Origin of the sequence: Phenylobacterium sp. J367 (assembly GCF_024699985.1) — a bacterium.
GTDB lineage: Bacteria > Pseudomonadota > Alphaproteobacteria > Caulobacterales > Caulobacteraceae > Phenylobacterium.
This window is the reverse complement of sequence record NZ_JAJONA010000001.1, coordinates 2345796-2363341: the sequence shown is the minus strand read 5'-3', so window position 1 is coordinate 2363341 and position 17546 is coordinate 2345796. Positions and strand designations below refer to the sequence as shown.

At 71.4% G+C, this 17546-nt stretch carries 17 protein-coding genes and 4 pseudogenes; 3 read left to right on the top strand and 18 right to left on the bottom strand.

The genetic code is table 11. The features are described 5' to 3' along the window. Positions 1 to 54: 54 nt before the first annotated feature. From LRS04_RS12730 to LRS04_RS12685, 11 genes and pseudogenes are all read right to left on the bottom strand, one after another. Complete coding sequence (locus tag LRS04_RS12730; protein ID WP_257816689.1) at positions 55 to 348, bottom strand: hypothetical protein; 294 nt, start codon at positions 346 to 348, stop codon at positions 55 to 57. Further along, a complete protein-coding gene (locus LRS04_RS12725) occupies positions 345 to 1265 on the bottom strand; it encodes a DUF5996 family protein (RefSeq protein ID WP_257816688.1) in 921 nt (306 codons plus the stop codon). Before LRS04_RS12725 ends, LRS04_RS12730 begins: the two co-directional genes overlap by 4 nt. Further along, a complete protein-coding gene (locus tag LRS04_RS12720; RefSeq protein WP_257816687.1) occupies positions 1265 to 2311 on the bottom strand; it encodes a tetratricopeptide repeat-containing glycosyltransferase family protein in 1047 nt (348 codons plus the stop codon). Before LRS04_RS12720 ends, LRS04_RS12725 begins: the two co-directional genes overlap by 1 nt. A gap of 76 nt (positions 2312 to 2387) precedes the next feature. Further along, a pseudogene (gene cckA, locus LRS04_RS12715) lies at positions 2388 to 4453 on the bottom strand (cell cycle histidine kinase CckA). A 64-nt stretch (positions 4454 to 4517) separates the two neighbouring features. After that, a complete protein-coding gene (locus LRS04_RS26880) occupies positions 4518 to 4748 on the bottom strand; it encodes an EscU/YscU/HrcU family type III secretion system export apparatus switch protein (protein ID WP_308238334.1) in 231 nt (76 codons plus the stop codon). Further along, entirely contained in the window at positions 4654 to 5652 is a 999-nt protein-coding gene (locus LRS04_RS12710; RefSeq protein ID WP_308238134.1) for an EscU/YscU/HrcU family type III secretion system export apparatus switch protein, read from the bottom strand. The genes LRS04_RS26880 and LRS04_RS12710 overlap by 95 nt, the downstream gene beginning before the upstream one ends. 3 nt (positions 5653 to 5655) lie before the next feature. Beyond that, complete coding sequence (gene fliR / locus LRS04_RS12705) at positions 5656 to 6414, bottom strand: flagellar biosynthetic protein FliR (RefSeq protein ID WP_257816686.1); 759 nt, start codon at positions 6412 to 6414, stop codon at positions 5656 to 5658. Positions 6415 to 6436: 22 nt separating this feature from the next. Continuing rightward, positions 6437 to 6700: a flagellar biosynthesis protein FliQ gene (gene fliQ, locus LRS04_RS12700; RefSeq protein ID WP_257816685.1), complete on the bottom strand. Its 264-nt coding sequence runs from the start codon at positions 6698 to 6700 to the stop codon at positions 6437 to 6439. An 86-nt stretch (positions 6701 to 6786) separates the two neighbouring features. Continuing rightward, the gene (locus LRS04_RS12695; protein ID WP_257819095.1) at positions 6787 to 7467 is read right to left on the bottom strand and encodes a glycine betaine ABC transporter substrate-binding protein; all 681 of its coding nucleotides are present in this window, start codon (positions 7465 to 7467) and stop codon (positions 6787 to 6789) included. 274 nt (positions 7468 to 7741) lie between these two features. Continuing rightward, a pseudogene (locus LRS04_RS12690) lies at positions 7742 to 8257 on the bottom strand (ABC transporter permease); the annotation flags it as partial. A gap of 77 nt (positions 8258 to 8334) precedes the next feature. After that, on the bottom strand, positions 8335 to 9102 hold the full coding sequence (locus LRS04_RS12685; RefSeq protein WP_257816684.1) for an ABC transporter ATP-binding protein: 768 nt from the start codon (positions 9100 to 9102) through the stop codon (positions 8335 to 8337). 60 nt (positions 9103 to 9162) lie between these two features. Here LRS04_RS12685 and LRS04_RS12680 point away from each other — a divergent pair. Beyond that, a pseudogene (locus tag LRS04_RS12680) lies at positions 9163 to 9670 on the top strand (superoxide dismutase family protein). 156 nt (positions 9671 to 9826) lie between these two features. Here the strand turns inward: LRS04_RS12680 and fliE are convergent. The 3 genes from fliE to flgB all read right to left on the bottom strand — a co-directional run bounded on the left by fliE (position 9827) and on the right by flgB (position 11024). Continuing rightward, positions 9827 to 10141, bottom strand: a complete 315-nt coding sequence (gene fliE / locus LRS04_RS12675) for a flagellar hook-basal body complex protein FliE (RefSeq protein WP_257816683.1) — start codon at positions 10139 to 10141, stop codon at positions 9827 to 9829. 10 nt (positions 10142 to 10151) lie between these two features. Beyond that, positions 10152 to 10532, bottom strand: coding sequence for a flagellar basal body rod protein FlgC (gene flgC, locus LRS04_RS12670; protein ID WP_257816682.1), 381 nt, complete (start codon positions 10530 to 10532; stop codon positions 10152 to 10154). A 63-nt stretch (positions 10533 to 10595) separates the two neighbouring features. Further along, complete coding sequence (flgB, locus tag LRS04_RS12665; RefSeq protein ID WP_257816681.1) at positions 10596 to 11024, bottom strand: flagellar basal body rod protein FlgB; 429 nt, start codon at positions 11022 to 11024, stop codon at positions 10596 to 10598. A gap of 90 nt (positions 11025 to 11114) precedes the next feature. On the opposite strand from flgB, the gene LRS04_RS12660 reads away from it, so the two are divergent. After that, complete coding sequence (locus tag LRS04_RS12660; protein WP_257816680.1) at positions 11115 to 11393, top strand: flagellar biosynthetic protein FliO; 279 nt, start codon at positions 11115 to 11117, stop codon at positions 11391 to 11393. Continuing rightward, a pseudogene (gene fliP, locus LRS04_RS12655) lies at positions 11393 to 12191 on the top strand (flagellar type III secretion system pore protein FliP). Before LRS04_RS12660 ends, fliP begins: the two are co-directional and overlap by 1 nt. 26 nt (positions 12192 to 12217) lie before the next feature. Here fliP and LRS04_RS12650 read toward each other — a convergent pair. The 4 genes from LRS04_RS12650 to fliM are packed head-to-tail and all read right to left on the bottom strand — an operon-like array spanning position 12218 to position 17544. Further along, positions 12218 to 15163, bottom strand: a complete 2946-nt coding sequence (locus LRS04_RS12650; protein ID WP_257816678.1) for a tetratricopeptide repeat protein — start codon at positions 15161 to 15163, stop codon at positions 12218 to 12220. 4 nt (positions 15164 to 15167) lie between these two features. Next, on the bottom strand, positions 15168 to 15995 hold the full coding sequence (locus LRS04_RS12645) for a MotE family protein (RefSeq protein WP_257816677.1): 828 nt from the start codon (positions 15993 to 15995) through the stop codon (positions 15168 to 15170). After that, the gene (locus LRS04_RS12640; protein ID WP_257816676.1) at positions 15992 to 16489 is read right to left on the bottom strand and encodes a DUF6468 domain-containing protein; all 498 of its coding nucleotides are present in this window, start codon (positions 16487 to 16489) and stop codon (positions 15992 to 15994) included. The genes LRS04_RS12645 and LRS04_RS12640 overlap by 4 nt, the downstream gene beginning before the upstream one ends. Next, complete coding sequence (fliM, locus tag LRS04_RS12635) at positions 16489 to 17544, bottom strand: flagellar motor switch protein FliM (RefSeq protein WP_257816675.1); 1056 nt, start codon at positions 17542 to 17544, stop codon at positions 16489 to 16491. The genes LRS04_RS12640 and fliM overlap by 1 nt, the downstream gene beginning before the upstream one ends. Between the last annotated feature and the right edge of the window lie 2 nt (positions 17545 to 17546).

The following is a 17546-nucleotide window of genomic DNA, read 5'->3' as shown; positions in this document are numbered from 1 at the left end:
CGGTCTGATCTTGTTGGGACGAACGCTGGCCCGCGACGGGCCGGGACGCAAGCGTCAGCGCAGGTGCGGCGGGTGGCGGCGGCGGCGGATCGGCGGCGGAGCGATGCGGCGGACGACCAGCTCGTCGACCTCCAGCCGGCCGATGCGGAGGCGGCGGATGGTCATGCGCCCCACGGCGAGGCGGCCGATGGCGAGCGCGCCCAGCGCCACCGCGCCGACCGCGAGCGACAGCATCAGGCCCGCGCCGAGCGCGCCCGCGCCGGCGGCCCCGGCCCCAAGCGCCCCCGCGCCGACCGCCTGGGACTTCTGCACCGACGGAGGCTTCTTCGCGGCGGGGATCTTGGTCATGGGGCTCTCCGTTCGAGGGCGTCGCGCGGCCAGCCGGCGAGGTCGGCGGCGGCCTCGTAGGCGCGCTGGAAGAAGCCGAGGATCGCATAGTCCGGCGCATGGGCCTCGCGGACCGCGGCGTAGGGCAGGACGAACTCGCCGAGCTCGGGCTCGTAGCGGCCCGACCGCGTCGTCGCGGCGTCCGGGAAGCCGGCGGGCTCGGGATAGGCATAGGCGTAGAACAGGGCCTCGTGGCCGGCGTCGCCCGGCCAGAAGCCCACGCTCATCGCCTCGTGCGAATAGGCCTCGCCGCTGACCGAGGCCGGCAGGATCGCCGAGCCCGGATGCGGCGGCGCGGGCCGGCCGGAGAACCGCGTCACCGCCAGGTCGAAGCTGCCCCAGAAGAAGTGCACCGGGCTGCACTTGCCGAGGAAGCGGCCGCGGAAAACCTTCATGACCCGGTCGACCTGGACCAGCACGCGGAAGAATCGCGACACCGCCTCGGCGTCGTAGGACCGGTGCAGGCGATCCTGCTCGAAGGGGATGGGCGCGGGCACCTCGCACGGGGTGGTCCAGATGCGCGGCGCGACGCCGATGCGGGCCAGCGCGGCCATCAGCTCGGCGTGGAAGTCCGCGACCGCCATGGGAGTCAGGGCGAAGTGCTGGGCGCCGCCGTCGCTGCAGGTGATGTCGAGCCGGTGGTCGAGGAAGTTGAACTCGATCTCGAAGGTGCGCGCGCCGTCCGGGATGGCGGTGGTGGTGAGCCCGCGCGGGCTCACATAGAGCGGCACGTGCCACCAGTGGTTCACCGCCGGCGTCAGCGCCATGCGGACCTTGCCGACGATCTGGGTCCACATGTGCAGGGTCTGGGCGGTGGGCGCCCAGTCGGCGAATTCGAGGGCCGGCCAGTCCTTCCGGAGATCGGCCAGCGCGCTCATCAGCGGGCGTCCAGCGCCTGGCGGACCTCGGCCACCACGCTGGCCCAGTCGCCGGGCTCCGGCTGGCGGAACAGGCGGATGGAGGGATACCAGAGGCTGTCGGCGCGATGGCGCATCCAGCGCCAGTCCACGTCGGTGGCCAGCAGCACCCAGCAGGGCTTGCCCATGGCGCCGGCCAGGTGCGCGACGCTGGTGTCGACGCTGATCACCAGCTCCAGGTCCTCGATGATCCGCCGGGTGTCCTCGAGATCCTGGGCGCCGGTGTCGGCCTGGTGCAGGCTGACGGCGCCTGGCAGGGCGCGGAGCGCGGCCTCGGCTTCGGGGCCGAGCGAGCGGACGGCCTGCTTGAATGGCCGGGATTGCCGTGGGTGACGACGCCGATGCCGGTTCCGCCGGCCTTGCCCGGGAGGTAGGGCGAAGCGGGGATGGTCTCCAGGGTCGCGCCCATGCGCCAGGGCAGCGCGCCGGCCATCACCCAGGCGTCGTGCCGCGGGATCGAGACCTGGCCCTCCGCGGGAATGACGGTGACGCCAAGCGCGCCGAACAGCCGCGTCAGCGGCGGGCTGCACATCAGGCTGACGTCGACGCCCTGGGCCTTCAGGATCGGGGCGTAGCGGGCGAACTGGATCTGGTCGCCCAGCCCCTGCTCGTTGCAGATCAGCAGGGAGCGCACCGGCTCGCCCTGCCATTCCGGGAAGGACAGCTGCGGCTTGGGCCGGGGCGCCGGGCCGGGCGAAGCGGCTCTCGAACAGCGGCCAGGCTTCGGCATAGCGGCCTTCGCGCAGTAGCAGCAGGCAGAGGTTGAGCTGCGCGACCTGGTCCCTCGGGGCGGCGGCGATGGCGTCGCGATAGATGGCCTCGGCCTCGTCGACCCGGCCCTGGCGGTCGAGCAGCAGGCCGAGGTTGCGGAACACCTCCGGCGGCTGCGCCGATTTCAGGATCGCCCGGTAGAGGTTCTCGGCCTCCGCGAGCTGGCCGGCCCTGGCGGCGGCGATCGCCTGCTGGAAGGCGTCGGCGATGGTCAGGGTCTTGGACGGCTGGGACACGGCTCGGACTGAAGGCTCTCGGTTGACGCCCGATCCTTGGACCGAGGGACCGCGGCGCGCAAGCGCCGCAGCCGCCTTACGCCGCCTTCTGGAGCTCCTGCTTCACCCGCTCGGCCAGCGTCTTGATGTCGATGGGCTTGGGCAGGAAGGAGACATTGGTCTCGCCCTCCAGCAGGTCGGAGAACTCGCTCTCGGCGTAGCCGGAGATGAACATCACCGGCGCCGAGCCCAGGTAGCCGCGGGCCTGCTTGAGGAGGTCCGGGCCCTGCATCCCGGGCATGACCACGTCGGAGATCATCAGGTCGATGGTCCCGGCATGCTCCTCCGCCAGCTCCAGGGCCTCCCTCGCCGGAAGCGGCCTCGATCACCTCGTAGCCGCGGGCGCGGAGCAGCTTGGCGGCGACGCCGCGTACCGCGTCTTCGTCCTCCACGAAGAGGATGCGGCCGGCCCCGGAGAGATCGCGGGCCTGCGGGCGCTTGGGCGGCGCGGGCGCGACGGCCGGGGCGGTGGCGGAGGGCACGTGGACGGGCAGGAAGATGCGGAAGGCCGCGCCCTCGCCCGGCCGGCTGTCGATGCTGATCCAGCCGTCCGACTGCTTGACGATGCCGTAGACGGTGGCCAGGCCGAGGCCGGTCCCCTCGCCCACCGGCTTGGTGGTGAAGAACGGCTCGAAGATTTTCTCCATGATCTCCGGCGCGATGCCGGGACCGTCGTCGGAGACCTCGATCAGCGCCTGGTCGCCCTGGGCGCCGGGATAGCCCATCTGGTGGGCCTGTTCCTGGGTGAGGCGGGCGGTGCGGATCTTCACCTGGCCGCCGCCGTGGGTGCGCACCGCGTCGCGGGCGTTGACCGCGAGGTTCATCACCGCCGTCTCGAGCTGGCCGCGGTCGGCCTTCACCAGGGGCAGGTTGCGGCCGTAGTCGGTGGCGAGCTTCACGTCTTCATAGAGGACGCGGCGCAGCAGGGACCTCGAACTCGCTGATCAGCTCGCCCAGGTCGAGCACCTCGCGCTGGACGGTCTGCTTGCGCGAGAAGGCCAGCAGCTTGCGGACCAGGTCGGCGGCGCGGGTGGAGGTCTGCTTGATCTCGTTCAGGCCCTCGTAGGAGGGATCGCCCACCGGGTGGCGCGAGGCCAGCACGTCGAGCTGCATGAAGATGGCGGTGAGCAGGTTGTTGAAGTCGTGGGCCACGCCGCCGGCGAGCTGGCCGATCGCCTGCATCTTCTGGCTCTGGGCGAGCTGCAGCTCGATCTGCTTCTGCTCGGAGACGTCCACCAGATAGGCGACCCAGCGGCCGTCGGACTTGGAGAGGTAGAGGTGGGCGATGCGCGCGGGATCGTGCGCCAGCCGGACCTCCAGCGCGCCCACCTGGTTGCCGGTGGCCAGCCGCTGGGCGGCGTCGGCGCGGGACGCCGCGTCGATCAGCTCGCCGAACGCCTGGCCGACCTCGCCGCCGCCGGCCACGGCCTTCAGCGCCGGGTTGGCCTCCAGGATCTTCGCCTCGAAGGGATCCTCGCCCTCCAGCAGGGCGGCCCCGAACGGCGAGGCGGCGGCGAAGGCGTCGAGCACCTTTGGCGGCGGACTGCGGGCGGTGGAGACGGCGTTGATCACCTCCAGAGCCGCGGCCGGCAGGGCCAGCGTCCGGGACGGGCCCGCCAGACGGACCAGGAAGCGGCGGGCGCCGAGCGGCGAGACCACCGCCTCGTGCTCGGAGCCGTTGGTGCGGATCGAGGCGCGGCCGGTCTCGCCCCGGCGGGCGGCGGTCAGGGCGGCGAACAGGCTGGCGGCCGAGGCGCCGGTCTTGGGCAGGCGGCTGGCGGCGCCCAGCACATCCTTCCAGGCGGCGTTTGCGGCCTGAACCCGGCCGTCCGGCGTGGCGATGGCCGCCGGCTCGGTGAGCGCCTCGATCAGCTTGTCGGCGCCCGGCTCGTTGTCGGACACCGGCTCGGCCGTGCCGCGCAGCACGAAGAGGCCGAGGCAGGCCACGCCGGCCAGGCCGATCAGCAGCAGCAGACCCGCCAGGGTCGCCGGGCCGGCGTTCAACGCAGGCGTCGCCGCGAGCGCCACGGCCAGCAGGAAGAAGGCCACGGCGGCGGCGGTGAGCGGGTCGAACCCGCGGCGCTTTTTCTGGCGCAGGGCCATGTCGCGCGTCGGCGTCTCCGGTGGGTGGGCGGGGAACTCTATCGAATCACTCATCGCAATCTTCTCACAGGGCCCGCATTGTCACAGGCGCCCCTTGAACGAGGGGCCTCAAAGCGGCCGCGCCCGCCGCTCGGGCTTCTTCTTGCCGTTCAGGATGAAGCCGATGATCTTCGCCACCGCCTCGTAGTGGGCCTGCGGGATCATCTCCCTCGACCTCCACCGCGGCGTAGAGGGCGCGCGCCAGCGGCGGGTCCTCGATCACCGGCACGCCGGATTCCTCGGCGAGCGCGCGGATCTTCAGCGCCAGGGTGTCGAGGCCCTTGGCGACGCACATCGGGCGCCTGGTCCTCGCCCTGCTCGTACTTCAGCGCCACGGCGTAGTGGGTCGGGTTCATGACGACGACGGTGGCGTTGGGCACGGCCTGCATCATCCGCTGCCGGGCGCGGGTGTGACGGATCTGCTTCTGGCGGGCCTTCACGTGCGGGTCGCCTTCGGACTGCTTGAAGTCCTCCTTCAGCTCCTCCTTGGTCATCCGCATCCGGGTCATGAAGCGCCGCTTCTGCCAGAACCAGTCGGCCCCGGAGACGACCAGCAGGAGGCCGCAGACCGAGAAGATCAGCCGCTTCAGGATGTCCACCGTCAGCGGCAGGATCATCACCGGCTCCATGGTGGCGAGCTTGGTCATCGCCCCCAGGTGCGGTTTCAGGATCCACCAGACCAGCGCCCCGACGATGACGATCTTCACCAGGCCCTTGAAGAACTGCATCAGGGCGTCGAGGCCGAAGAGCCGCTTGAGGCCCTGTATGGGGCTGAGCTTGCTCCACTCGGGCTTCAGCTTGTCCGGCGTCAGCATCAGGCCGGTCTGGGCGAGGTTGCCCGCCGCGCCGGCAAGCGCCGCGGCGGCCATCACCGCGACGATGAGCGGGGCGGCGGCCAGGGCGGCGCGCCGGGCGACCCCGACGCCGGCCTGGCCGGACAGGTCGATTCCGTCGGGGTCGGAAATGAACGGCAGCAGCTCCAGCGCCAGGTTGCGGCACATCCAGCCGCCGGCGACGGCCAGCACGGCGGCCACCGCGAAGAACGACATGAACTGCGGGAAGTCGGGGGTCTTCGGGACGTCGCCCTTGGCCCGCGCCTGCTCGAGTTTTCGCTGGGTCGGTTCTTCTGTCTTTTCTGCGCCGTCGTTCTGCTCCGCCACGGCCTAGCTCCCGAACCGGGCGAGCAGGTCGCGGTAGCGGTCGGTCCACACGACGCCGATGACGCCGAGAGACAGCGCGAAGACGGAAAGCCCCGTCAGCACCATCAGCGGGGTGGCGACGAAGAACACCTGGAACTGCGGCATCACGCGGCCGACGACGCCGACCGCGATGTTGAAGATCAGCGAGAAGACGAGAACCGGCGCCGAGAGCTGCAGGCCGAGGGCGAAGGACTTGCCCACCGTCTCGATGGCGAGCTGGGCCGCGTCGCCGACCATCACCGGGCGGGTGAAGGGGAAGAGCGTGTAGGACTTCACGATCGCCCCGATGAACAGGTGGTGCAGGCCGGTGGTCATCACGAGCAGGATGCCGATCAGGCCGAGGAAGGTGCCGAGCGTGGTGGACGGCTGGGCCTGCATCGGGTTGGCGGTCTGGGAGAAGGCCAGGGTCGTCTGGATGGAGACGATCTCGCCCGCCGTCGCCAGGGACGACATGAAGAGCCTGAGGATGCCGCCGATCATCAGGCCGATCAGGACCTCGCGGATCACCGCCCCGGCCACGCCGCTGATCGCGGCCGGGACCCCGGGCACCGAGGGGCCGATCACCGGATAGAGGGTCAGCGCCATGACGAAGGCGAGCGACATGCGCACGCGCGCCGGGATGAAGCCCTCGCCGATGCCGGGGATCAGCATGACGATGGCCGCAAGCCGGGCGAAGAGCAGGCCTGCGGCGTAGACCTGCTGCGCTGTGGCGTAGCTTTCCATGGGCGGCCGGGCGGCCCTTTCCCTACATCGCCGAGATGCGGGCCGCGATGTGCCGCATGAAGCCGCCCATCAGCGCGCCCATCAGCGGCAGGAAGACCAGAAGCGAGATGAAGATCGCCACGATCTTCGGCGCGAAGACCAGGGTCTGCTCCTGGATCTGGGTCAGCGCCTGCAGCAGGCCGATCCCGACGCCCACGACCAGGCCGACGATCAGCACGGGCGCGCACAACTGGATGGTGAGCCAGATGGCGTCGCGACCGACGTCCAGAACCTCGGCGCCGCTCATGGGGACCTCACGGAAAAGCTTACGGAATCGGCGCCTCGCCCCGACGCCGCCAGACTCGTCCGGTATGGTTAACGAGGGCTAAATCGTTAACGGCGGAGCTTCGCCTCTAGCGCGCGCGCCGCCTCGGCGGGGACGGCCTTCTCCACGTCCCGGTCGACGCTGTAGTTCGCGGCGCGCATGGCCTCGACCGGGACAGCGCCGATCAGCGGCTGGAGCGCCGCCAGAAGCCGCGGATCGTCCTTCCGCCTGGGCGAGACCAGGACGACGGCGTCGTAGGGCGGGATCGCGCCCTTGGGGTCGGTCAGCACCACCAGGCGGTCGGCGGCGATCCGGCCGTCCGAGGAAAACGCGCTGATCACGTCCGCCTCGCCGCCCTGCAGCGCGCGATACATGAAGGTCGGCTGGTAGTTTCGGCTCTGGCGGAACCGGAGCCCGTAGGCGGCTTCGACGGCCTTCCACTCGGGGCGGGAGAGGAATTCCAGGTCGGAGCCCAGGGTAAGCTGCGGGGCCACGCGGGCCAGGTCGGCGTTGGAGGCGACGCCGAGCGCCCGGGCGCGGTCCTCGCGCATCACGAAAGCATAGGCGTTCTCGAAGCCCAGCGAGCCCATGACCCGGACGCCGTCACGCTTCTCAAGCTCGGCGGTGAGCTGGTCGAGCACCGCCTGGCGGCCGGGGTTGTCGGTGCGGCCGAGGACGTTGGTCCACAGCGTGCCGGAATAGTCGACGTAGACATCGAGCTCCGAGGCGGCGAGCGCGGAATAGGCGATGGAGGAGCCGAGGTTCTCGCGGCGCGAGACCCGGGCGCCCCTCCCCTTCCAGCCGGCCGGCGATCAGTTCGGCCAGGATGTACTGCTCGGAGAAGTTCTTTGCGCCGACCACATAGGCGGCGGGCTTGCCGAAGCTCATGAGCGGCAGGAGCGCCAGGGCGACGCCGACAATGAGCCCCACCGCGCCGGCCAGCACCAGCGGCCGGCTGCGGCGGCGCACGCCCGCCTCCACGAGGCCCAGGAGCTGGTCGGCGGCCAGCGCTAGGCCGGCGGAGGCGGCGCAGCCGAAGAGGACGAAGACCCAGTTCTCGGTCTGGAGGCCGGCGAAGATGTAGTTGCCGAGGCTGGTCTGGCCGACCGGCGTGGAGAGGGTGGCGGCCCCGATGGTCCAGACGGCGGCGGTGCGGACGCCCGCCATGATCACGGGGGCGGCGAGCGGCAACTCGACCTGCAGCAGCTTCTGGCGCGACGTCATGCCGACCCCGTCGGCGGCTTCGCGGACGGCGGGATCGACGCCCAGGATGCCCGCCGCGCCGTTCCTGAGGATCGGCAGCATGGAGTAGAGGGTCAGCGCGAGGAGCGACGGCAGGAAGCCCAGCGCCGAGAAGCCGTGGCCGGTGAGCGTGAGCGCGAGCGCCGAGACCGCCAGCAGCAGGGGATAGAACAGCGCCAGCAGCGCCAGGCTGGGGATGGTCTGGACGAGGCTGGCCAGCGCCAGGACCGGCCAGCGCAGGCGCGGGCTGCGCGCCGCCCCGATCGCCAGCGGCAGGCTGATGGCGACGCCCAGCACCAGCGCGCTGGCCGACAACAGCACGTGCCAGGCGAGGTAGCCCGGCAGCAGGGCGAAGGCGTCGGCGAGCGGGGCCGTCACGCGCCCAGCCTCTCGCGCAGCCGCTCGGCCTGGCGCCTCGGCGCCTCCAGCAGCGCGCGGACGTCCGGATCGGTCGCGGTGGACAGCAGGTCGGCGGGCGCGCCGTCGGCGAGGACGCGACCGGCCTTCAGCACCACCACGCGGTCGGCGAGCAGCACGGCCTCGGCTATGTCGTGGGTGACCATCACGGTGGTCAGGCCGAGCCGCTCGTGAAGCGCGCGGACATCGACGCCGAGCTGGTCGCGGGTGATGGGGTCGAGCGCGCCGAAGGGTTCGTCCATCAGCAGGATGGCGGGCTCGGCGGCGAGCGCGCGGGCGACGCCGACCCGCTGGCGCTGGCCGCCGGACAGCGCGTCGGGCGTGCGGGCGGCGACGTCGGGCGGCAGGGCCACGAGGTCGAGCAGCTCGGCGGTGCGGGCCGCGATCCTGTCGCGGTCCCAGCCCAGCAGGCGCGGCGTGACGGCGATGTTCTCCGCCACCGTCAGGTGCGGAAAGAGGCCGACTTCCTGGAAGACATAGCCGATCCGGCGGCGAAGCAGGGGGGCGGCGACGGACGCGGCATCCTCGCCGGCGACGCGGACCGAGCCCGCGTCGGGCGCGACCAGCCGGTTGATGGTCTTGAGCAGCGTGGTCTTGCCCGAGCCGGAGCCACCGACCAGGGCGACGAACTCACCGGCCCGGACCGTGAGCGACACGTCGTCGAGCGCGGCGGTCGCGCCGTACCGCTTGCCGACGCCCGAAAGCTCGAGGACCGCCTCCGCCATAGATTAGGCGTAACACGGACTGATAGAACGCGCCCTCCCCCGAAGCGTTAGGAGTGCATGATGACCTCGATCAAGCTGCTTGCCGCCACCGCCGCGGCCGCCCTCGCCCTCGGCTCCGCGGCCCAGGCGCAGACCCCCCACCACGGCCGACCTGAAGAACGGAACCGGCGAGACCATCGGCAAGGTGACGCTGACGGCGGCGCCCAAGGGCGTGCTGATGCGCGTCGAGGTGAAGGGCCTGACGCCCGGCTGGCACGGCCTGCACTTCCACGAGAAGGCCGACTGCTCGAAAGCCGACTTTACCTCGGCCGGCGGCCACACCCACGGGGGCGGCGACCGGGTGCACGGCCTGCTGAACGACAAGGCCAACGAGACCGGCGACCTGCCGAACCTCTACGTCGACAGCCGTGGCGCGGGCATGACCGAGGTGTTCTCCAGCCTGATCACCCTCGACAAGCTGAAGGACGCCGACGGCTCGGCGGTGCTGATCCACGCCAATGCCGACGACCACACCACCCAGCCGATCGGCGGCGCGGGCGCGCGGGTGGCGTGCGCGGCGGTGAAATGACCGCATCGTCCCTCCCTTAATGGGGAGGGACAGGCCGCGTCAGCGGCCAGGGGTGGGGAATGGGGGGCGGAAACCCCGACGCCGGTGAGGATCATGCCGCCCCACCCTGCTCGCCTGTGGCGAGTCTTCCCTCCCCATTAAGGGAGGGAGGCGCGGTCAGATCGGCATGCGCATGATTTCCTGATAGGCGCTGATCACCTGGTCGCGGACGGCCATCACCGTCTCCAGGCTGGCCTCGGCGGCGGAGATCGCGGTGACCACGTCGACCAGCTCGGTCTTGCCGGCGACCTGGGCGGCCATCTGGGTCTCGGCGTGCTTCGAGGCGGAGACCGCGTCGGTCATCACCGCCTTCAGCATGTCGCCGAAGCCGCCGCCGACCCCGGCGGTCGCGCCGCCGCCCATGGCGGGGTCGATCCCAGCGGACTTCTGGGTGGCGGCGTAGGCCTTGGCGGCGGCGAGCGCGTTGATCACGGGTCAGGTCCTATTTCTTCAGGAGGTCGAGGGTGCGCGACTCCATGGCGCGCGCCGTCTCGATGACGTTCAGGTTGGCCTCGTAGGCCCGCTGGGCCTCCTTCATGTCCATCGCCTCGACGAGCGAATCGACATTCGGAAGCTTCACATAGCCGTTGGCGTCGGCGCCCGGCGCGCCGGGTTCGTACTCGCTGCGGAACGGCTTCTGGTCCGGCTGGACGCCGACCATCCTGACGCCCTGGGCGCCGGCCACCTTGGTCGGCTCGAAGACCGGCGCCTGGCGCCGGTAGGGGTCGCCGCCGGGCGTGCGCGAGGTCGAGTTCGCATTGGCGAGGTTCTCGGCGATCACCCGCATCCGGGCCTGCTGGGCGCGCATGGCGGACGCGGCCACGGACTGGGCGACGCCGGAAAGGGAACGGGGGGGCCATCGGACGCTACTCCTCGCGATTCTGGGTCAGCGGCCCGGGGGCCGGGCGGCCATGCGCAGCAGGTTCATGGATTTCTGATAGAAGCCGATCGCGGCGTCGTAGCTCATCCGCGCCTCGCTCATCTTCAGCATCTCCTCCTCGAGGGACACCGCGTTCCCGTCGAGGGTGGTCTCGATCACCTCGGACTTCGTCTCCTGGAAGCCGCGCGACGCGGCGCTGGAGGCGGACGACGACACCATGTGGCCCGGCTGGGTGACCGCCTGCACGCCGGCGGGCCGAAGCCCGCCCGCGGGCGCCCTGGCCGGCGCATTGTAGGCGAACTGCTTCAGGTCCTTGGGCCGGAAGCCGGGGGTGTCGGAGTTGGCGACATTCTGGGCGATCAGCTTCTGCCGCTCGGACAGGTAGCTGAGCCGGCCGCGCAGCATCGAGAAGAGCGGGATGTCGCCGATATCCATGCCGGATATGGTGAATAAACAGGGTTAATCACCGATTAAAGGGATTCACCCCCGAATGCGGCTCAGAACCCCCTAAGTGGCAGAAGCTGCATGGATTTTCCGACACTGCTGCGGGCCGCCTTCGCCCTCGCCCTGACGCTTGGCCTGATCGGCCTGGGCGCGGTCGCGCTGCGCCGCTTCGGCCCCGACGCGCTGGCGAAACTGAGCAAACCCAAGGCCGAGCGCCGCCTCGCCATCGTGGAAAACCTGGTGCTCGACCCGACCCGCCGGATCGTCCTCGTCTCGTGCGACGGCCAGGAGATGCTGCTCCTGCTCGGCGAGGGCCGGGTGCTGGCCGAGGGCATGCCCGCCGTCAAGGAACAGGCCTGATGCGCGCGCTCGTCAAGGCGATCCGCGCCCTGCCCGCGGAGGACTGGCGCCGCGCCTTGGCGCTGTCGGCGATCACCACCGCGCTGTTCCTCGTCTTCCCGGCCGCCGCGGCCGCCCAGGCCCTGAACGTCGACCTCGGCACCGGCGCGGGCCTGACCGAGCGGGTCGTCCAGCTCATGGGCCTGCTGACGGTGCTCTCGCTGGCCCCGTCGATCGTCATCATGACCACCTCCTTCGTGCGGATCGTGGTCGTGCTGTCCCTGCTGCGCACGGCGCTCGGCCTGCAGCAGAGCCCGCCCAACTCGGTGATCATCTCGCTGGCGCTGTTCCTCACCGCCATCGTCATGGGCCCGACCATCGAGCGGTCCTACCAGGAGGGCATCAAGCCCCTGATGGACCAGCAGATCGAGCTGTCCGAGGCGTTCGACGCCGCCGGCGGGCCGGTGAAGACCTTCATGCTCAGCCAGGTCGACCGCGACGACCTGGCGCTGTTTGTGCGCCTGTCGAACATCCCGCGCCCCGCCACCGTGGCGGATACCCCGATCCGGGTGGTCACCCCGGCCTTCATGATCAGCGAGCTGAAGCGCGCCTTCGAGATCGGCTTCCTGCTGTTCGTGCCGTTCCTGGTCATCGACCTCGTCGTCGCCAGCGTGCTGATGAGCATGGGCATGATGATGCTGCCCCCCGGTGACCATCAGCCTGCCGTTCAAGCTGATCTTCTTCGTGCTGGTGGACGGCTGGCGGCTGGTCTGCGGCAGCCTGGTGGAGAGCTTCCAGCGGGCGGGCGGCGGGGGATAGTCCCCCTTCCCTTCAGATGGTGAGGATCAGTCCGCCGCCTGGCCGCGGGCGACATTGGTCGGGGCCTGCTTCGCGGGCGCGGCGGCCTTGGCCGGGCTGGTCGGGCTGGGCCGGGTGCGGAAGCGTTCCTTCATGCGGCCGACCCAGCCGGCGAAGACCTCATTGTCGGCGGTGACGCGGCCGAAATCGGCGGCGCTGACCCGGCCGGTGGGCACGCCAGTGAGCGCCACGCGCAGGGCTTCGGGATTGTGCGCCTGGTCGTAGAAGCCGCGGTACTGGCTCTCCAGCCGGGCGAGCGAGACCTCGTCGCCGGCCAGGCTGTAGGCGACGCCGGCGCGCAGCAGGCGACCTTCCTCGTCGCTCGACAGCGCCTCGGGCCGCTTCCAGCGGTCGCCCAGCGACTTCTCGAACAGCGGGCCCGCGGCCCCCCAGTTCTTCTGCTTCCAGGTGATCTCGGCGCGAAGCTCCTGGGCTTCGCGGGAGTTGTCGCGCTCGATGATCTCCAGCGCGCCGTCGTAGCGGCCGACGCCGGTCCAGGCGCGGGCCTCGATCAAACGGCGCTCGAGGTTGAGCGCGGTGGGCAGCACCGTGGTCCGGGAGGAGTTGATCGCCTGCAGCGCCTGCTCCGGCTTGCGGTCCATCAGGTAGATGAGCGCCAGGTCGGTGGCCACCTGGGCCTTGGCGACGCCTTCAAGCCGGTTGTCGGCCTGGTACTTCAGGAGGTCGGCGGCCTGGGACAGCAGGTCCACATCCACCAGGCGGCGGACCAGCTTGCGGACCATCAGGTCCCCATCGGCGCCGATCGGAGTCAGCTCCTTGAAGTCGTAGAACAGGGCCAGCGCCTGGATCGGCTCCAGGCCGTCGGCGAGGCCGTCGAGGAACAGGCCGCGGAAGGCGCCGGTCAGGTCGTTCTGGAGCTGGATCGCCTCGGGCAGGTCGGGGAGACGCATGCCCGCCGAGCGGAGCGCGTCGAGCGCCTCGCGGTAGCGGCCCTGCGAGAGGTAGAGCTGGCCCAGCGCACGGATGGTCTCCAACTCGGTGGCGTCGCCGCGCCAGCGGTAGCGGAGGCCGTCGAAGGTGTTGGCCGCCTGGATCGGCGTGATCTTGCCCATTTCCACCTGGATCTGGGTGGCGCGCAGCAGGGCCGGCGAGGCGATCTTCTCCAGCGGCGCGCGGCTGACCGCCTGATAGACGCGCAGGGCCCGGTCCTTGTCGCCCTGCAGCTCGAACACCCGGGCCTGGACCAGGCGGGTCTCCAGCTCCTCCAGCGAGCCGGCCTTGTCGGCGAGGGCCAGCTTGATGCGGGCGTCGGCGCCCGTCAGGTCGCCCAGCGCCAGCGCGGCCTGGGCGTCGCCGCGGGCGAAGCGGGCCTTCCAGACCGGGGAGAACTGGGAGAAGGCCTCCAGGCCCTTGGAGAACTCGGCCCGGGCCTCGGGCCAGTGGGCCCGCTGGGCGGCGATGTAGCTGCGCCAGAGCGAGGCGGAGGGATCCTCGGCCAGCACCGGGGCGGAGAAGTCGAGCTCGGCCTCGCGGTAGCGGCGGGCCATCACCCGGGCCATCCCGCGCAGACCTCGGAATTCGGCGTTGTCGGCCAGCTCCGGGTGATGCTTCAGGGCGGCGTTGAGCACGCCGATCGCCTCGAAGGACAGCTCCGAGCCGACCAGGAACCGGGCCAGCGCCAACTGGGCGGCGACGGGCGAGGCCTTGTCGGTGCTGGCGGTCTCGGCGGCCGCCGCATCGAGCAGGGAATTGTAGCGGCGCAGGAAGCCGTGCTCGCCGGTCGCCGCCCATTCCGGGTCGATCATCGCCGGCATGGCCGCGCGCCGCGGGGCGCCCAGGAGCTCGGATTCGCGGGCCTGGATGGCCCAGGCGGGCGAAAGGGTCAGTCCGCGGTCGCGGCCGATGCTGACCAGGTCGCCTTCGCGCACGATATTCAGGTCTTCGACGCGCGGCTCGATGGCCAGGCCCTGCACCGAGGGCAGGAAGGCCATCTGAATGAAGTCGCGCCGGGCGGGCACGCCCTTGGCAGGGCCGAGCGCGGTGACGACGGTCAGCTCGTCGCCGGCGCCGGGGTCGGGCAGACGGATGACGCGGGTCGCGCCCGCCACCGCGGCCTGCAGGATCGCCGGGCCATCGACGGCGTCGCGGGACACCTTGACCACCGTCGGCGCGGGCTGGTCGCCGGGGCCGAGCGAGATGGTCCAGGCGGCCCCCTGCGAGACCGCCGCCACCGGGATGTCCCTGGCCGCGTCGATGCGGATGGCGGCGTAGTCGGCGCCGCGGAAGGTCTCGATGCCCGAGAACTGCGGCACGCCCAGCGGGGCCTTCGAGACGTCCAGCTTCGCGGGCGCGTCGAACACCACCCAGATCGAGCCGCCGCGCCGGAAAACCGCGGCGCCGGCCGGATTGGCCCAGTCGAAGGTGAGCAGCACCTGGCTGTTCACCACCTTGGCCTGCATGGGCACCACGCCGCCGGGCGGCAGCGGGTTCGGGCGGGGCGGCTCCGGTTCGACGGGGGCCGGCGCGGCCGCCCCGGCCTCGGCCACCTGCGAGGGCGGCGGCGCCGGCCGCTCGAAGACGTTGACGTAGGTCGCGCCGTCCGCCGAGCCGACCTTGGCCTCGGCGTCGTCGGTGAGCAGCAGCGTCACCTCCAGGCGGCCGCCGACGTGGCGCTTCTCGGCGCCGGCCAGCCACTTCGGCGGGGCGTTGCGCAGGCGCGCGATGTCCGGGTCGGCGTCGCGGCTGAAGGTGAGGATCAGCTTGCGGCCGTCGCGGCGGGTGACGACGGAGGTGCGGCCCGACCAGTGGAACTCGACGCGGGAGAACGCCTCGGCCTGCGCCACGCGGACGTCGAGCGGACCGCGGGTGGCGAAGTTCTCGCCGGATCCGGGCGCAGCCGCGCCGGCAGGGGCGATCACGCCTGCGATGCAGACGGCCGCCACCCCGGTGCGGAGAGCCCGGCGCAAGCTCATCGGATCAGCCGGCCTTCGCCGGCGGCGCGGCCGGCGGGGCCGCGGCCTGCGCGGCGGGAGGGGCCTTCCGGGCGGGCGGAGCGGCCGCCTGCTGGGCGGGCGGCGCGCCCGCGGGCGCGGCGTCGGCCGCTGCGGCGGCGGCGCGGGCGGCGGCGGCCTTGGCGTCGGTGAAGCGCTTGGCGAGCGCTTCCGTCAGCCTCTTGGCCTCGGCCGGCGGCATGGCGGCGAGGATGGCGGAGAGCGCGCGCTCCTTCATCTTGGCGGCCACCGGGATGCGCACGCTGTCGTCCAGCAGGACCATCCGCGGGGCGGCGTCCTTGGCCTTCATGCCCTCGAACACCTTCACCAGGCGGTCGATCTCGGCGGCTTCCTTGTTGTCGGCCTGGATCAGCAGGCCCTGGACCTCGCCCTTCAGGCCGTTCAACGCCTTCATCTTGGCGTCGAGCTTGGCCTCGGCGGCGGCGAGCAGGGCGATCTGGGTGTCGAGGGCGTTCTCGCGCTGGTCCAGCTCGCCGCGGCGCGTGCCGAGGCTCTGCAGCACCTGCAGCTCGGCGGGCGACAGCCCAGCCTGCTTCGCCAGTTCGGCGGCGGTGGGCGCACAGGCCGCGCCCCGGGCGGCGGCGGCGGCCGCGGCGTCCTTGGCCTGGCCGGTCGGAGCCTTCTCACCGTCCGGCGCCTTCTCGGCCTTGCCGCCCTTGGCGGTCTCCTCGGCGAAGGCCGTGGCGCCGGAGAACAGCTCCGGCAGGCCGCGCGCGCCGGCCAGCGCGTTCACGGCCAGCACCCCGCCCATGGCGATGCCCACGAGCGGCAGGATGCGCGGAATGTTCTTCATCGGCCGCTCCCGCGGATGTCGGTCAGGCTGAGCGGCTCGTCGTCGAACAGGTCGTCCTCGAAGGCCGGCTTCGGACGGGCCAGCGGCTCACGGCCGACCAGGCGCTCCGGACGGTTGCGGGCCTCGCGGGCGGCGGCCAGCAGGGCGCCGAGGCGGCGTTCCTGGGCGCGGTCGTTCAGCTCGATCTCCGCATCGCGGCGGCGCGGCGTGGCCGGCGCCTGCTCGATCAGCCGCTCCAGCTTGTGGACCAGGTCGCGGCCCTTCTGGATGCGGTCGCCGAGCGCGTCGGTCGCCTCGTCGGTGGCCGCGCGCAGGTCGGCGAGCCCCTGTTCGGCCCGCTCGGCGGCGGCGTTCAGCTCGCGCACGGCGCTGGCGAAGCCGTCCTGGCTGTCGCGCAGCGCCGTCAGCCGCCGGTTCAGCCGCCAGCCCATGACCATGGCGGCGCCGAGCATGGCGGCGAGAATCAGGTTGAGACCGATCGCGACGATGCTCATCAGAACCTCTGGACGGCTTGGCGGGCGGAGGGCGTGAGAGGCGCCTCGACCCGGACGGCGATGTGGGAGTTGCGGCGGCCCATGCGGCCGCGCGTGAGGGGAATCTGGCCGGCGCGCAGCTCGATCAGGCTGTCGGGCGTGGCGTTCAGCATGATGGTGTCGCCGACCTTCAGTTCGAGCACCTGCTTGAGCGGCACCTGCTGTTCGTCGAGCACGGCGCTGACGTCCATGGTGGTGGTCCACAGCTCGGTGGCGAGGTGGCTTTCCCAGATGTTGTCGCGGCCGAACTTCTCGCCCATGAACTGCTGCAGCAGCATCTTCCGGATGGGCTCGAGGGTGGCGTAGGGCAGCAGCAGCTCGATGCGGCCGCCGCGGTCCTCCATGTCGATCCGCAGCTTCACCAGGATCGCCGCATTGGCAGGACGCGCGATGGCGGCGAACCGGGGATTGGTCTCCAGGCGGTCGAGGGTGAAGGTGACCGGGGTCAGCGGCTCGAAGGCCTCGCGGGCGTCGGAGAGCACCACCTCGACCATCCGCTGGACCAGCACGCGCTCGATGGTGGTGTAGGGCCGGCCCTCGATGCGCATGGCCGCGGTGCCACGGCGGCCGCCCAGCAGCACGTCGACGATCGAGTAGATCAGGTTCGAATCGACCGTCAGCAGGCCGTAGTTGTTCAGCTCCTCGGCGCGGAACACCGACAGGATGGCCGGCAGCGGGATCGAGTTCAGGTAGTCGCCGAAGCGGATCGACGAGATGTTGTCGAGGCTGACCTCGACGTTGTCCGAGGTGAAGTTCCGCAGGGAGGTGGTCATCAACCGCACGAGGCGGTCGAAGACGATCTCCAGCATCGGCAGACGCTCGTAGGAGACCAGCGCCGAGTTGATGATCGCCCGGATGCCGGTGCGTTCGCCCCCGTCGTCGTCCGACAGGTCGAAGCCCAGCAGGCTGTCGATCTCGTCCTGGTTGAGGATCCGTTCCGACGACATGCCGTCGCCGCCGCCTTCGCCTTCGGCGGCGTTCCAGTCCTCGGATTTGGGTTCGTTCTCTTCGGCCATGG